General features: G+C 62.4%; 17 protein-coding genes. 4 read left to right on the top strand and 13 right to left on the bottom strand.

Annotation, left to right across the window (positions count from 1 at the left end; translation table 11 throughout):
- Window positions 1–167: 167 nt before the first annotated feature.
- The 8 genes from AKN84_RS03105 to AKN84_RS03140 all read right to left on the bottom strand — a co-directional run bounded on the left by AKN84_RS03105 (window position 168) and on the right by AKN84_RS03140 (window position 7,712).
- Window positions 168–1,451, bottom strand: coding sequence for a TRAP transporter large permease (locus AKN84_RS03105; protein ID WP_050419290.1), 1,284 nt, complete (start codon window positions 1,449–1,451; stop codon window positions 168–170).
- Window positions 1,451–2,023: a TRAP transporter small permease gene (locus AKN84_RS03110; RefSeq protein ID WP_050419291.1), complete on the bottom strand. Its 573-nt coding sequence runs from the start codon at window positions 2,021–2,023 to the stop codon at window positions 1,451–1,453. The genes AKN84_RS03105 and AKN84_RS03110 overlap by 1 nt, the downstream gene beginning before the upstream one ends.
- Before the next feature lie 222 nt (window positions 2,024–2,245).
- Window positions 2,246–3,250 carry a TRAP transporter substrate-binding protein gene (locus tag AKN84_RS03115; protein ID WP_050419343.1) on the bottom strand — a complete coding sequence of 335 codons (1,005 nt, stop codon included), beginning with the start codon at window positions 3,248–3,250 and terminating at the stop codon, window positions 2,246–2,248.
- Between the two features lie 573 nt (window positions 3,251–3,823).
- Window positions 3,824–5,056 (bottom strand): HlyD family secretion protein, encoded by a 1,233-nt coding sequence (locus AKN84_RS03120; RefSeq protein WP_050419292.1) that lies wholly within the window; start codon window positions 5,054–5,056, stop codon window positions 3,824–3,826.
- Window positions 5,049–5,465: a hypothetical protein gene (locus AKN84_RS03125; protein ID WP_128970367.1), complete on the bottom strand. Its 417-nt coding sequence runs from the start codon at window positions 5,463–5,465 to the stop codon at window positions 5,049–5,051. The genes AKN84_RS03120 and AKN84_RS03125 overlap by 8 nt, the downstream gene beginning before the upstream one ends.
- A 194-nt stretch (window positions 5,466–5,659) precedes the next feature.
- Complete coding sequence (locus AKN84_RS03130) at window positions 5,660–6,046, bottom strand: lipocalin-like domain-containing protein (RefSeq protein WP_050419294.1); 387 nt, start codon at window positions 6,044–6,046, stop codon at window positions 5,660–5,662.
- Window positions 6,047–6,051: 5 nt separating this feature from the next.
- Complete coding sequence (locus AKN84_RS03135) at window positions 6,052–6,990, bottom strand: hypothetical protein (protein WP_128970368.1); 939 nt, start codon at window positions 6,988–6,990, stop codon at window positions 6,052–6,054.
- An 89-nt stretch (window positions 6,991–7,079) separates the two neighbouring features.
- Window positions 7,080–7,712, bottom strand: coding sequence for a helix-turn-helix transcriptional regulator (locus AKN84_RS03140; protein ID WP_430649882.1), 633 nt, complete (start codon window positions 7,710–7,712; stop codon window positions 7,080–7,082).
- On the opposite strand from AKN84_RS03140, the gene AKN84_RS48740 reads away from it, so the two are divergent.
- A complete protein-coding gene (locus tag AKN84_RS48740) occupies window positions 7,615–7,836 on the top strand; it encodes a hypothetical protein (RefSeq protein WP_128970370.1) in 222 nt (73 codons plus the stop codon). The genes AKN84_RS03140 and AKN84_RS48740 overlap by 98 nt on opposite strands.
- Here the strand turns inward: AKN84_RS48740 and AKN84_RS03145 are convergent.
- Window positions 7,815–8,270, bottom strand: coding sequence for a hypothetical protein (locus AKN84_RS03145; RefSeq protein WP_050419297.1), 456 nt, complete (start codon window positions 8,268–8,270; stop codon window positions 7,815–7,817). The genes AKN84_RS48740 and AKN84_RS03145 overlap by 22 nt on opposite strands.
- 372 nt (window positions 8,271–8,642) lie before the next feature.
- Between AKN84_RS03145 and AKN84_RS03150 the strand changes: the two genes are divergently transcribed.
- Window positions 8,643–8,939, top strand: coding sequence for a DUF1127 domain-containing protein (locus AKN84_RS03150; protein ID WP_050419298.1), 297 nt, complete (start codon window positions 8,643–8,645; stop codon window positions 8,937–8,939).
- 127 nt (window positions 8,940–9,066) lie between these two features.
- Window positions 9,067–9,366 (top strand): hypothetical protein, encoded by a 300-nt coding sequence (locus AKN84_RS03155; protein WP_050419299.1) that lies wholly within the window; start codon window positions 9,067–9,069, stop codon window positions 9,364–9,366.
- Window positions 9,367–9,943: 577 nt separating this feature from the next.
- Here the strand turns inward: AKN84_RS03155 and AKN84_RS03160 are convergent.
- Together AKN84_RS03160 and AKN84_RS03165 are read right to left on the bottom strand one after the other, a co-directional pair.
- The gene (locus tag AKN84_RS03160; protein WP_050419344.1) at window positions 9,944–11,155 is read right to left on the bottom strand and encodes an ABC transporter substrate-binding protein; all 1,212 of its coding nucleotides are present in this window, start codon (window positions 11,153–11,155) and stop codon (window positions 9,944–9,946) included.
- Window positions 11,156–11,270: 115 nt separating this feature from the next.
- A complete protein-coding gene (locus tag AKN84_RS03165) occupies window positions 11,271–11,858 on the bottom strand; it encodes an exopolysaccharide biosynthesis protein (protein WP_050419300.1) in 588 nt (195 codons plus the stop codon).
- A gap of 88 nt (window positions 11,859–11,946) precedes the next feature.
- On the opposite strand from AKN84_RS03165, the gene AKN84_RS03170 reads away from it, so the two are divergent.
- On the top strand, window positions 11,947–12,474 hold the full coding sequence (locus AKN84_RS03170) for a hypothetical protein (protein WP_050419301.1): 528 nt from the start codon (window positions 11,947–11,949) through the stop codon (window positions 12,472–12,474).
- Between the two features lie 67 nt (window positions 12,475–12,541).
- On the opposite strand, the gene AKN84_RS03175 is transcribed toward AKN84_RS03170, so the two are convergent.
- Entirely contained in the window at window positions 12,542–13,267 is a 726-nt protein-coding gene (locus AKN84_RS03175) for a substrate-binding domain-containing protein (protein WP_283805485.1), read from the bottom strand.
- A complete protein-coding gene (locus AKN84_RS03180) occupies window positions 13,264–14,058 on the bottom strand; it encodes a dienelactone hydrolase family protein (protein ID WP_244484904.1) in 795 nt (264 codons plus the stop codon). Before AKN84_RS03180 ends, AKN84_RS03175 begins: the two co-directional genes overlap by 4 nt.
- Window positions 14,059–14,092 lie beyond the last annotated feature (34 nt).

The following is a 14,092-nucleotide window of genomic DNA, read 5'->3' on the forward strand; positions in this document are numbered from 1 at the left end:
AAGATGTAATCCGCTTCATTGCCCGCCAGAAACATCCAAGGCGCAAGATCACGCCTTGGGTTTCTGGTTGTTTGCGCATGATTTCCGCGCAAACGCTCCGCGTTTGTCGCGAGGGAAAACCGCCACGCACTTTGCGCTGACGCGGCCCTCCGGGTCCGGATCATGCGTCAGATCATTCCGAGCAGTCGCGGCAGCCACAGCGAGATCTCCGGCACGTAGGTGATCAGGCCGAGGAACACCAGCATCGCGCACAGCCACGGCAGCACCGCGATCGTGATCTCAGAGATGCCCATCTTGGCGATGCTGCTCGCGATGTAGAGGTTGAGGCCGACAGGCGGATGGCACAGCCCGACCTCGGTGTTGACGATCATCAGGATGCCGAGATGCACCGGATGCACGCCGAGCTTGGTCGCCAGCGGAAACAGGATCGGCGCCATGATCAACAGGATCGACGACGGATCCATCACGTTGCCGGCGAGCAGCAGGATGACGTTGACGACCAGCAGGAACATCCACACCGAGAAGTTCTTGTCGATGATCCAGGCCGCCATCTCCTGCGGAATCTGCTCATGCGTCATCAGGAACGAGAACAGCACCGCGTTGGTGATGATGTAGAGCAGCATCGAGCTCATGCTCGCTGCCTGCAGCAGCACCTTCGGCACCTCGGAGAGCTTCAGCTCCTTGTAGACGAACACGGTGATGAAGAAGGCGTAGGTCGCGGCGACCGCGGCCGCTTCGGTCGGCGTGAAGATGCCGCCATAGATGCCGCCGAGCACGATCGCGATCAGCAAGAGGCCCCAGATGCTCTCGCGGAACGCCTTGAACTGCTGGGCGATGGTCGCGCGCGGCATCTTCGGATAGCCGTTGCGCTGCGCGACGAAGAACGTCACCGCGGCGAGCATCAGCGCGAGCAGCACGCCCGGTACGATGCCGGCCATGAACAGCGCGCCGATCGAGGTGTTGGTGGAGACGCCGTACAGCACCAGGATGATCGAGGGCGGCACCAGGATGCCGAGCGCCCCCGAGGTCGAGATCACGCCGACGCCGAACCGCTTCGGATAGCCGTGATCGACCATCGCCGGCATCATGATCGAGCCGATCGCGACCACGGTGGCGACGCTCGAGCCCGAGATCGCAGCAAACATCGCGCAAGCCGCGACGCCTGCAAGGCCAAGGCCGCCGGGCAGATGGCCAACCAATGAAGTCGTGAACGCGATCATGCGCCGCGCGACGCCGCCGCGGGTCAGGAAGGTGCCGGCCAGGATGAAGAACGGGATCGCCATGATGCCAAAATTGTCGAGGCCCGAAAACAGCTTCAGGCCGACGCTCTCGATCGGCACCTCGGTCATCGTGAACAGGAAGGTGAGCACGGTCAGGCCGAGCGAGATCGAGATCGGCATGCCCGTCAGCATCAGGGCAAACAGCAGTCCGAAGATAAGTGCGGCGCTCATCACGCTTCTCCAAGCGCGACGGGCGCGGTCTTGCTGGTCTCGACGCCGTCGACATGGGAGGCGTCATGGTGCGGCAGCTCGCCGGTCCGCCAATAGGTCCAGCACACCTGCAGGAAGCGGAAGCACATCAGATAGGAGCCAAGCGGGATGCAGGCGTAGACGATCCAGCTCGGGATCTCCATGTCGGGCGAGACCTGGTCGGTGTGCATCAGTTCGAACACGAACTTGGCGCCCATGGTGCCGACGATCGCAGTAAACAGCGCACCGCCGAGCAGGCCGAAGGTAATGGTGCGCTTGCGCCAGTAATCGTTGAGACGGTTGATCAAGACGTCGACGCCGACATGGATGCCGGTGCGCACGCCATAGGCGGCGCCGAACTTCGCCATCCAGATGAACATGTAGATGCAGAGTTCCTGCGACCAGGCGAGGTTGATGCCGAACAGATACGGATAGAGCACGGGAACGTCGACCAGGAAGCGGTGCACCACCGTGACGAAAGTCAGCAGGGTCGCGGCGCCCATCAGGCTCGCGATGATGATTTCCTCGAGCCGGTCCAGAATTTTCAGCAGCATTGATCTCCCCTGTCATGGCCGCCCCAACGGCCAGAGCGTTGTCTCCCTCTCCCCGTTCTTACGGGGTCAGGACGAGCTACGCTCGCCCTGAGAGGGTTGGATGAGGGGCTGCTTCCGCGCACGCGACAAGCAGTGCGCTCGCGGAGCCTCCCCCTCACCCGAAATTCAAGCTCCGCTTGAATTTCGACCTCTCCCCGCAGGCGGGGCGAGGTGAAGCACGCCTCAATTCATCGGGCTGCGGCCCGTCTCCTTGAGGAATTCGTCGATCAGCGGCTGGCCGACGCGCGAGGCGACGTCCTTGTAGACCGGCAGCATCGCCTTGCGCATCGCCTCGTCCTGCTCCGGCGTCAAGGTGACGATCTCGGTCTTGCCGGCCTTCTTGATCGCTTCGAGCGCGTCCTCATTCTCCTTGGCCGACTGGCTATTGCCGAACTCGGTGGCTTCCTTCATCGCCTTGGAGAGCTCGTCGCGGATATCGCCCGGCAGGCCGTCCCAGAACTTCTTGTTCACGACCACGACGTAGCCGATGTAGCCGTGATTGGTGACGGTGGCGTACTTCTGCACCTCATGCATTTTCTGGGTGTAGATATTCGACCAGGTGTTCTCCTGGCCGTCGACCACGCCGGTCTGCAGCGCCTGGTAGACGTCCGAGAACGCCATCACCTGCGGTATAGAACCGAGCGCGCGGAACTGGGCCTCCAGCACCTTCGACGACTGGATGCGGAACTTGAGTCCCTTGTAATCGGACGGCGCGATCAGCTTCTTGTTCGCGCTCATCTGCTTGAAGCCGTTGTCCCAGTAGGCGAGACCGGTCATGCCCTTGGAATCCAGCTTCTTGAGCAGCTGGGCGCCGAGCGGACCGTCGGTCACCTTGCGCAGCGATTTCAGGTCGGGGAGGATGTAGGGCAGATCGAAGACTTCGAATTCCTTGATGCCGATCGGGCCGAACTTCGAGTTCGACGGCGCCAGCATCTGCACCGCGCCGAGCTGCAGCGCCTCGAGCTCTTCCTTGTCCTTGTACAGCGTCGAGTTCGGATAGACCTCGACCTTCACCTTGCCGCCGGTGTACTTCTCGGCGAGCTCCTTGAACTTGTCGGCCGCCTTGCCCTTCGGCGTATCCGAGGCCACCACATGGCTGAATTTGAGGACGATCGGCGACTGCGCCGAGGCCGGTCCGACAAAGGTCAAGGCCGCGATCGACGCCGCAGCCAAAATGAATTTACGCATGTTTCCTCCCGCGTAATTGCGGAGCACGAATACCGGCTCCGAGACATCCGGTCGCACCATTACAGAGAAGCAACGATGATTGCCATTGCCCCTTTAGCAGGGGCTGATTGGCTCCATTGCTGCACTGCAAAATCCGATGCGACGGTATCCCTTTCGGCTCTTGCGACCGTTCAATGACACCGCCCGTACGCTGTGCCCGGCCACGCCCGCATGGTCAATGCGAGGTTTGGCAATGGCGAGTTCGCCGGGCGCGAATGCTGCGCGCGTTCTACTCTCATTGCGACGCTGCCTTCACCCTCCCCTGGAGGGGGAGGGTCGCATTGCATCGCCTGAAGCGATGCAATGCGGGGTGGGGTGACGGTTTCTCCGCACCGAACAGTACCCGTGTTGAGAGATCACCCCACCTCGGTGCGCATTCCGCTCCGCTGCATGCGCACCGATCCTCCCCCTCCAGGGGAGGATGAAGCGAACTCGCGGAGATGTTTCGATTCATCTGTCGAGCTACCAATCGGCAACATTTCTGAAGCAGGGCGCCCGTGGCGCGACCGTACGAACAAGATGGTATGCGCGATCTCAGTGCCCGCTCAGCACCAGCGTCTGGACCGGCAGCAGCAAGGCCTGGATCCGCAGCAGGAGCGCGTGCACGAGCCCCGTCGCGTCGACGACGTGCAAGGCAAATCCCTTGAGCGCGCCGGTTTTCGGATCGGCGATCACGTCGTGGTTGCTGGTGTAGGCGTTGACGATGCAGCTGGAGCCCGGCGTGACGCCTTCAAGCCCGCCCGCATAGAGCGGCTCCAGGAAAGTGAGGATCGAGCCCGGCTGGCGCAGGGCTTGCGGATCGAGCAGCTGCTCGCCGGAACGGAATTGGCCGGCGGCGATGTAGTCCTGCACGCCGGTGACGACGAGCGGGATGATCACCCAGGGTTTCGAGATGCAGGTCGCCTCCGCGATCATGCCGGGCCTCATGACCTGGGCCTCGATCTGGCCAAAGCCGGCCTGCAACACGCTGCGGCCTGCGTCATCGGGAATCAATACGCCGGCCGGACGCATCATCTGGTTGACGACGTCGCCGGTCCGCAACAGGAACTGCTCGACCCGTCCGTCGATGCCGGCGCGGATATAGGTCTTGTCGAGATCGACCTGCGCTTCCGCCATCGTCGCCTCCGCGCTCTCCTTCTCGGCGGGCAGCAGCGTGGAGACGCGCAAGCCCGCAGTCTCCCGCGCCGCGTTCGCGGCATCGATGCCGGCCTGTCTCTGATCGACGACGACCTGCAGCTTCTCGATGTCGCGCTGCGGCACAATGCCCGGATTGCGGCGCTGCAGTTCGCTCTTGGTATCCAGTTCGTCCTTGGCCTGCTGCCAGGACGCCTTGGCCTCGCCGACCTGGGCGTCCGCCTTGACCACATCGGCGCGCGCGCTGGTCAGCGACGCTTCCACCTCTGCGACTTTCCGCTTCGACGTCTCCAGCGCGGCCCGCTGCTTCGAATTGTCGAGCCTGAACAGCACATCGCCCTTCTTCACGGCAGCGCTGTAGCCGACATTCACTTCGGCGACGCGGCCGGCCACTTCGGGGAGGATCGGCACGGTACGGAAATAGATCGCCGCCGAGGTGGTGGAGGGATGATAGTAGAAGATCATCGTGATCAGCGCGATCGTCAGCATCAGGCAGCCGGTGATGCCCCATCTGAGCTCGTGCCAGACCGAAAAGAACGTGATCTCCTTGCCGAAGCGCTTGCCCTGCCGGTAGCGGCGATAGAGATAGTCCGGGAGGATGGTGACGAGGGAGCACAGCAGGAGCTCAAGCATGGCCCTGCCCCTCCTCTGCGGCGGCGACTTCGTCCGGCTCCGGTGGCGGCACGGGCCGCGGCGGCGTAGCGTCGGCAATCCGCTCCACCGATCCCGCGATGGTGCGCAGCGGCGTGCTGAAGTCCGGCAGGTCGATCATCGCGAGCAGCAGGCCGGCGATCCAGAAGATGTGCATGTGGGTGAACAGCGAGATCAGGCCGAGCACGGCGACGATCTCGAACTGCAGCTTCTGCGACTTGTGCGCCATCCGCTCCGGCAGGCTGTGCAGCTTCCAGTACAGCGTGCCCACGTACAGGACAGTCACGACCAGGAAGATGCCCATCACCACCATCAGGGTGTCGTCGCCATCGGGACCCGGAACGAAGAACGGCAGATGGTGAGGTGCTGCCGGGTGCATTTGTCCGTTCACGATCGTCCCTCCAACCCGAAGAGCGAGGGCCATGCGTGGGCCCGTGGAGGTATGGTTCCCCAATGCTGGCGCTTTATCAAGGACCGTAGTTCCACGGGTAGATCAGTTGCACGTCCGGGTATGGCTACTTCGCGCGCCGGAAGATGGTCGCTGCCACTCCACCACCCGATGCGTGCGGGTCTGTGAAGCACAGCTCATCCCCGGCGATGACAAACGCTCGCTTGTTGTGCTTTCCGTCCCAATTCGGAAATGTTTGCGCGCTCGACCTGAAACGTGAAGCTCCTGTCCGCCTCGTCGACGACGTAAGTGCCGAAATGAGCCAGGCTTCCTGCTACGACTGCCTCATTCTCATCTGCGGTACCCATGCAACGGTTACCGGACGCGAATTTGGGTAGGTCAGCCGCAATAAAGATGATCGAATATCGTCCGTTCGCATCAAACACCAGCGAGCCTTTTGCATTTGGGCCATAGGCATCGGACTTCTTGCCGTCCCGCTCGGTTACAACGGAAACGAGGGTCCATGTGCCTATCAGGTTCTTAGCGTCGTCACTGACCGCGCGGTTGGACTCAGGCGTGACCATGATCGCTATTCTCCTTTTCGTCCGCCGAGGGCCCTGTTGAGGGCAGAACCTCGCGCGGCAACGATGGCACGGATGATTTCAGGGGTCAGATAGATTGGCAACTGAACGAGAGCGAAGTAGAGCCATGTCAGCTCGGGCAGAGATGATCCATACTGGGCGGCAGCCATAAGTCCGACGTTGCGATGTCCGGTCGCAAAACCCGTTATGAAAGCTTCGTCCGCGCCCATGCCTCGAAGCACAACCATGGCGATCCCCAGACTGCCGAGCGCGACAATGAAAGCGATTGCGGACAGGCCGAGCAGCAGGAGCGGTTCGCGGAATATCCTGACGACGACGCCATCGAACATGGCGAGACCGAACAGTGCAAAGACCAGCAAGTTGATGCCGGCGAGTTCGTGGCGATACGCCTCGAGACGCGCGCGTCCGAGCCACAGTCTCAGACCGGCCGCGGCTAGTGCCGATCCGCCGACCATGACGAACAGGTTGCGGCCGAGGACGAAGCTATCGACGGGAACGGCTGTCCCGGCAACCCAGCTTACGAGAAAAGGCGCGGTGAACGGCTGGATGGACATCGTGGTCAGCAAGACCAGGACCGGGAAAGTCACCTCTATGCCGAGCACCACCGCCACCGCCGGGGTGGCCATGATCGGTGCGGCTCCGGCCTGCAAGCTCAACGCCAGAACGAACCCGGGATCGAACCGGTCTCGACCGACCACGTTCAAGATCGCCCAGAACAGGGCCGGAATGACCAGCATCACCCAGCCGGTCGCGGTCAGCAGTCGGAGAGGCCGTGTGAGCTCTTGCCTTGCATGGCTCAGATCAAGCCGGGCAAACGCATTGACGAGAAATACCGCGATCATCAACGGCAGCCCCGGCCTGAGCGCGACACCCAATCCCGGAAAAATCACGGGAACGAACGCAGCGACGCACAGCGCGATGCTCATTCCCCTCGCGCCTTGCATCCCCACAACAGACAGCAGGGTTCGCAGCCTGCACATCCACCCTCTCCCCTGGCAAGACGTTATCGGCAGCACTAGTCGGGAGGTCGGGTTTTCAACGAGGGCGGTCCAGCTTCGGACGAATGCATGACGGGCGGCAAGAACTGGGCCGCGAGACGCATCAAGTCGGATTGGCGCGAAGTCCCGGTCTTCTCGAACACTTTGGCAATATGGGTCCGAACGGTGGTCATTGCTGTCCCCATGGTCCTTGCCGTCTCCGCCGGCGTCCGGCCGGCGAGCAGCGAGCCGAGCACGCGCGTCTCTGCGGACGTCAAACCAAACAGCGATGCCAACGACTCCGCGGGGATCGCAGTGCGCATTTCCGACGTAACGAACAGAGCCGCGCTCGCGCGTAACGCGATGCGTTTGCCTCGATTGCCGCCGGCTAGTGGCAGCACGTGAATCAGAGCGGGCGAGCCATCGGCCCGCGGCGCCGGCAGACCGATTCCGAGCTTGCCAACGGCAGCCTCATTGGCCGCAGCAGTTGCGACGGCGGTTCGAAGTGCAGCTGATGTTTGCGGCGATCCGGTTCGCAGCTCGCCTCGATGGGAGCTGATCGGCGAGCCGGATTTGAGCATCGTCTCCGCCGCACGATTGGCATGGACGATTTTTGTCTCATCATCGAGAAGAACGATACCGGCCTGGAAGAGATCAAGTGAAGCCCGCAGCGTTTCGGCTTCGATCGCCTGCTATTTTGAGCACATCGCTGATCGTCACTGCGCGCCGAATGTGCGGCGCCAGCAGTCTCATGATCGCCAGATCGCGCTCGGTTATTTTACCGAGCTCTTGTGACGCCACACCCCGAAGGCGCCGATCCGGCTGGGCTGGCGCAGCGGTGTCATCTGGATGGTGTCGATGAAGCCCAGCGGCTCAGCCCATTCGCGATAGTAGCGCGACTGAACGAACTGCTCCGGAATATCGCGCAGAGCTGTCAGCGGCTCATCGATCGGCCGTTCGTGGAGGTCGGCGACGCCATCCCAAAGTCCGGCGAGCTCGGTGGCACAGATTTGGATCTTCTCGAGCCACTCAGGCTCGTAGTTCCAGTGTTCGCGAATGAGCGAGGAAAGTGAGTTGAGGTCATGAGCCCCAATGATCCCGGCAGCACAATTTGTTGCCTGGCATACTTCGCGAATGGCATTTGGCCATTGTCTTGGATCGATGGCGCAATCGTAGATGGCGCCGACAACGTGTGAAAACTCGGTGATGGAAGCAATGTCTTCGCGCAATGCCGACTCCCAAACTAAGCGGGCTCTCCGAATCAAATCTTTTGAGCGTTCGGCTCTCTATTGGGCCCAATTCAGCGGTGGATCGCGAAATTGCACGTCCACACCATTTTGCTGAAGGCCTCATCAACTTGAATGATGCCACAGCGTCGCGACCAGGCACAATGGCTCACATACGGCGCGGGAGCCGCGGTGACGGCTTACCCGGTCCGCACGCGCGAAGATGAGACAGTAGTCCTGACGTGAGAGGAAGTCGGGCGAGGCAACGCACTTGCCCGAACGAATACGACACCGGCGCGACTGGCATCGAGATCAGCACATCATGTCCCACAGCGGGCCAGTGTCGGAAGGAGCACCGTCGCAGGAGACACCGCAATGAGCACAACGCACGCCACCACGTGGCTGGAACGAACATCCGTATCGCCCCGGCACATCGCCAGCTTCATCTCGAAATATTGGGATGACTATCTGGAGCGCCGCGAACGCAAAAGACTGTACGCCAACCTGGCCAATTTGAGTAACAGGGAGCTGACCGATATCGGCATCTCGCGCAGCGAGATCGACTACGTCGCGTCTCACCGAGGCACCGACCCGCGAGGCATCCGATCCAGCGAATGGCTGCGATATTTGCCGACGGTTGACGGTCGGATCGAGCCCATCGACCTTGGATAGGGGCAGAACCCGAGATAGCGGCCCGGCTGAGTGACGGCTGGTTTTCTCATATCAACCGATGTCCTGGTGATCAGGGCACGGCTGGGAGGTAGGTAAAACGAACGAATTTGCCACTGAGGAGATTTCAATGTCGATCGTGCAATTTACCCGATTCAAGAGCGACAAGTCCGAGGAAATGATCAAGACCGCCAAGGAGGCGAAGGCCATTTTCGAAAGACATGGTGCCGAATTCCTCCGGTTGTCGCGATTCCACACCGGCGCGTGGGCCGGGGAGTGGTTGGCTGTCACGCGCTACGCCAATTGGGAAGTGTACGGCAAGGTTCAGGAGGCGGTGTCGAAGGATCCGGCCTTTGCAGGGCTCGTCGCGCAGATGCGCACCATTGCAGAATTGACGGGCCGCAACATTGCGGTCGGCGTCGATCTCTGATCGCCGCGGGCCGCTCCAGCAATCCAGATGCGGTGACCGGCCACGAATTATCGTGACAGTGCATTCAATGCGCCAGGCGCGAATTGGGTGTGCTGTCACTGCAATCTCGTCTTACGTCGCGAATGGACATGCCCAGACGCGTCAGTCGTTAGGCCTCGATAATTGGTCCCGTCTGTATGCAGGGGAGAATTGCCGTGTCAGCCCAACATTCGCAGCGCTTTCCGGGAGACCTCGACCTCACGATGCGCGTCCTTCAAGTCGATCCTTCCTGGTATGAGGACCATTGGCTGAAGGAGCGCAAGCCGCCAGCAGCCGGCATGGTCGCCCGGAATCTTCCGACGATCATGTCCTGCCTTCGCTTGGCTTGTGATCGTGCGGCCTCGGTCCGGCGAACTGCATCAGCGATTGTCCTCCGATCAAGAACTGATCCTGAATCGGCCGCGCCTCAGCGATATCAGCCCTGAGCCACGAACGGGTCGTGGCAGCCCCAAATGCCGCGACAACACGCTCCGCATGGACGCAGCCCGATTGCTGCGTCCCCCGGATGCCAACCAGCATCGCTGCGTCTCGCGTGTGCTCAGCGCGACGCCGTGCTGATGTTCTCGCCGAAGAACTTCCAGGTCTTGCCGTCGAACTTCGCGAGCTTGAACGTGTCGAAGGTGGAATAGTTGGTCGGCGACACCGAGACCGTGATGCCGGGAAGCAACAGCGGCAGCGAGACCTTGCTCAGGTTGGTGGCCTGCTTCAGCAGGTTCTCGCGCGTCAGCTCGTCGCCGCAGTTCTTCAGGATGATGGCGGTGAACTGCGCGGAGAGATAGCCGATCTGGTTGCTGCCATCGATCGGATTGCCTTCGGGATACCACTGCTTCATGAAGGCGAGATAGTCCTGCACGCCCTTGTCGGAATCCCAGGCCGGATCGCCCACCACCTTGGTGGCGAGCGCCGTCATCAGCCCGGTGGATGCTTCGAGGCCCGCGGGCTCGAGCACACCGCCGATCGAGCTGGAGACCGACACGATGAAGTGCGTCGGCTTCCAGCCGAGATCGGCAACCTTGCGGATCGCCTGCGCGCCGAATTTCGGCGTCGTGATCGTCATCAGCACGTCGGCGCCCGCAGCCTTCAGATTGACGATCTGGGAATCGATCGTGGGATCGGTCACCTCGTAGCTGAGCTCCTTGACGATGAGACCGGCCTTGTCGCCGAGCGCCTCCTTGAAACCCTTGAGATAGTCCTTGCCGAAGTCGTCATTCTGATAGATCACGCCGATCTTCGCGCTCGGCAATTCCTTGAGGATGTACTTGCCATAGATCTTCGCTTCCTGCGCATAGGGCGGATAGAACGGCGTGGTCCACGGAAACTCCTTCGGATCGTTCCACTTCGAGGCGCCGGTGGAGATCAGAAGATGCGGGATCTTCTTGCCGTTCAGATATTTTTGAATCGACGAATTGGTCGGCGTGCCGAGCGAACCGATATTGGCAAGGATCTCATCCTGCTCCACGAGCTTGCGCGTCTGCTCCACCGTCTTCGGCGGGCTATAGCCATCGTCCATGCTCAGCAGCGTGATTTTGCGGCCGTTGATGCCGCCCTGGCTGTTGATCATCTTCCAGTAGGCGGCTTCGGCCCTGCCCTGCGTGCCATAGGCCGAGGCCGGACCACTGTAGGGCATGGTCTGCCCGATCTTGATTTCGGTATCGCTGGCGCCGGGATCGTATTTCTTGTCGGCACCAAGAACCGCCGACGTGGAAGCAAGGCTGAGCGCGGCGATCGCCGCGAGCGTGATGCAACGCATCTTGTTCTCCCCATTCGCGCCGCTGTTTGCCGCGGCGTCCGGCGAGATAATGATCATGCCCGCGCGAGATGTCGACCCCTCATGCCGGGCCATCAACCTGCGTTGGCGTCGAAGGTCACAGCCCGATCCAGCTCATCACCGCGCCGAACGATGCCCAGAGCGTCCATCCGAGCCCGAGCAGGCAAATCAGCGCCGCCGCCATCGCGACGGTGAGCAGCAGACCGTCCTCCTGCAGATAGGCGATCGCGATCAGCACGACCACCATTCCCGGAATCACGTTGACCAGCGGCAGCGGCCAGCCTGCCGAGAAAGCCAGCAGAAACACCACCAGACCGACGAGGCGGTCGATTACGTCGCGACGCGCATCCCAGCGCGGCCGGCTGATGCGTTCGATCGCCTGCAGCATCGGGCGGACAAAGACGGTGAACCGCTTGAAGCGCTTGAAGTCGAACTGTCGCTTCGAGAGGAATCGCGGAAACGCCGGCGCGCTGCGGCCGAGCATCATCTCGACCGCGGGAAACAGCAGCGCCAGCGTCGCGATCGTCGCGACGCCGGGAATGATCACCAACAGCCCCAAAAGCAGCAGGAGCAGGCCGAACGACCGCTTGTCTAGGTTGCTGAGGAGCCATTCGAGATCGACGGGGCCGTCCGGTGCTTGAGCGACGAGTTCCTCAAGAAGCTGGGACGTGTGCGTGGGGGCCAATGGGGCTCCGGACGAGGGGGACATGCCTGCAAAGTGGTCAGACTCGGCGTCATTTGCAACTGCTGGCGAAGCGGACTAGGAAGCATAGGTGACCAACGATTCCGATCAGGCATGGGACCGCCATGCGCCGACAAGCCCGATTCCTGCCGCTCGCCGCCGCTGGCCGTGGTTCCTGCTGGTGATCGTCGTCGCCTGCGCGGGCGCCGGGGGCGTTTACGCCTGGCCCCAGATCGCACCACTGGTTCCGTCCCTCGGCAACGCCGCGGCCAGCGACAAGGCGGCCGCAGGCGACAAGGAGACATTGCCGGATCTGCTCGCGACCCAGCAGAAGCTCGAGGATGACATCGGCGCGCTCAGCAAATCGGTGGCCGACCAGCAGGACCAGTTGAAGACCATCGTCGACCAGCTGGCGGCCCTGACCTCGAAGGTCGACGCGCTACAGCGCCCCGCTCTGGCTCCGATGCCGGCACAGGCGGTCGCCGAGCAGCCGCATGCACCGGTCGCGCAGGCCGCCCCGAAGCCACGAAAGCCGCCGGTTCGGGCGCCTGCGCCCAAACCGTCAGGTCCGATTTCGACCGGGGGTGCGCCGCTTAACGTCGCCCCCAGCGATCGCTGAGTCGGCGTCAGCACGACGCCGTGCCGCGACATGTCGACGGCGTCGCGGCCACGTTTGCGACGGCAATTTATCCGCGAGGCCGCTCCATGCCTGCCCGCTTGATCGCCGCCAGCAAGAGAGCGGTATCCGAGGAAAGGAAATCGATCAGGCGTCGGGCCGATTCAGGCGCGGCGGAGTCGCTGACAACAGCGGCCGTGAAGGTTTGGACAAGCTGAAGGTCCGGAGGCAGCAGACCCACGACGTCGATGCCGGTCTCCTGCACCAACTCGCTGGTCGGCCCGATCGAGAGATTAGCCTTGCCCGCTCGCAGCGCTGCGGCGGCCTCGGTGCCGCGCGCCTCGAGGGTGAGCGTCACGGTGTCCGGCAGGTTCAGCTTCGGGAAGACCTTGTCGCGAAAAAACTGCCCACTGGTGCTGCTTGGCGCCACCACTTGGCCTGCGTCGATCAAGGCGTTTCTGAGCGCGGCAGCGTTGCCGATGTCGGGCTTGGGCGAGCCGGCCCGAACCGCGGCGGCGAGAGGCGCCGTCGCCAGGCCAGATTCGGATCCGGCACGAATCCGGCCGTCTTCGTTCAACCCTCGAAGTCCCTCGCGCGACAGGATCACCACGTCCGCTTTGGCGCCGTGCGCAAGCTGATGCCGGATGGTTTTCGGACCGGTGCCCTCCGACGCTCCGGATCCGGTTTCCACCTTGATGCCGGTGCTGCGCTCGAATTCAGGCAGCACCTCGCGGTAGACCGCAGCGAAACCGCCCGAAATGATGACCTTGATCGTGCGGGCGGCCGGTCCGCTTATTTCTGCAGGTTCGCGGCGAACAGCTTGGCTGCCTCGGCCTTGGATTCCTGATCGGCCTTGGCGTCGTATCGGAGCGGCAGGTTGAACTTCTTGCCGAGCTCGGTGGATTCGGGGTTCGTGAAGGCGTGCACCGCGCCGGGATATTCGATGATCCGGTAATCGGCCTTGGCCGCGTCGAAATCCTTCTTCAGCGCGTCGTACTGTTCGCGCTTCACGAACGGGTCATCCGCGCCGTTGAGAATCAGGATCTTCGCCTTGACGGTGCCCGGCGCCGGTGCGGGAGTATTCAGGCCGAGCGTTGCGTGGAAGCCTGCAACGGCGGCAAGATCGGCGCCGGTGCGTGCCATGTTCAGCACCACCGCGCCGCCGAAGCAGTAACCGGCTGCGCCGATCCGCTGCGGATTGACGGAAGGCTGCTTGGCGAGTTGCTCGCGCGCGGCGTTGAAGCGCTGCTCCATCACCTTCGCATTCTTCATCACCGACCCGGAGAGCGCGCCGGCGTCCTTCGGGTTGTCGGCGGTCTTGCCGTCGCCGTACATGTCCGCGATGAAGGCGACATAGCCCTGCTCCGCGAACTTCTTCGCCTCGTTATGCATATGCGGGGTGATGCCCCACCATTCGTGCACCATGACGATGCCGGGCCGCTTGGCCTGGGTGGCGTCGTCATAGACCACGAAACCCTTCATCGTGGTCTCGCCGTCCGTATAGGTGACCGGCTCTTCCTTCACCGCAGCGTGCGCGATCGCGACCATTGCGACGGCGCAAAGTGCTCCCACGATGATCGTTCGCATGCTGACCTCCCGCTGTTTCGGCCGACCAGGACGG

It is taken from the genome of Bradyrhizobium tropiciagri, assembly GCF_001189845.1.
GTDB lineage: Bacteria > Pseudomonadota > Alphaproteobacteria > Rhizobiales > Xanthobacteraceae > Bradyrhizobium > Bradyrhizobium tropiciagri.

Bases quoted from the DNA above. Each gene is read 5' to 3' on its own strand.
- AKN84_RS03180 (WP_244484904.1), bottom strand. From the start codon at position 14,058: ATGCGAACGATCATCGTGGGAGCACTTTGCGCCGTCGCAATGGTCGCG.
- AKN84_RS03160 (WP_050419344.1), bottom strand. From the start codon at position 11,155: ATGCGTTGCATCACGCTCGCGGCGATCGCCGCGCTCAGCCTTGCTTCC.
- AKN84_RS03115 (WP_050419343.1), bottom strand. From the start codon at position 3,250: ATGCGTAAATTCATTTTGGCTGCGGCGTCGATCGCGGCCTTGACCTTT.
- AKN84_RS03155 (WP_050419299.1), top strand. From the start codon at position 9,067: ATGTCGATCGTGCAATTTACCCGATTCAAGAGCGACAAGTCCGAGGAA.
- AKN84_RS03135 (WP_128970368.1), bottom strand. From the start codon at position 6,990: ATGAGCATCGCGCTGTGCGTCGCTGCGTTCGTTCCCGTGATTTTTCCG.
- AKN84_RS03130 (WP_050419294.1), bottom strand. From the start codon at position 6,046: ATGGTCACGCCTGAGTCCAACCGCGCGGTCAGTGACGACGCTAAGAAC.
- AKN84_RS03110 (WP_050419291.1), bottom strand. From the start codon at position 2,023: ATGCTGCTGAAAATTCTGGACCGGCTCGAGGAAATCATCATCGCGAGC.
- AKN84_RS03105 (WP_050419290.1), bottom strand. From the start codon at position 1,451: ATGAGCGCCGCACTTATCTTCGGACTGCTGTTTGCCCTGATGCTGACG.
- AKN84_RS03150 (WP_050419298.1), top strand. From the start codon at position 8,643: ATGAGCACAACGCACGCCACCACGTGGCTGGAACGAACATCCGTATCG.
- AKN84_RS03120 (WP_050419292.1), bottom strand. From the start codon at position 5,056: ATGCTTGAGCTCCTGCTGTGCTCCCTCGTCACCATCCTCCCGGACTAT.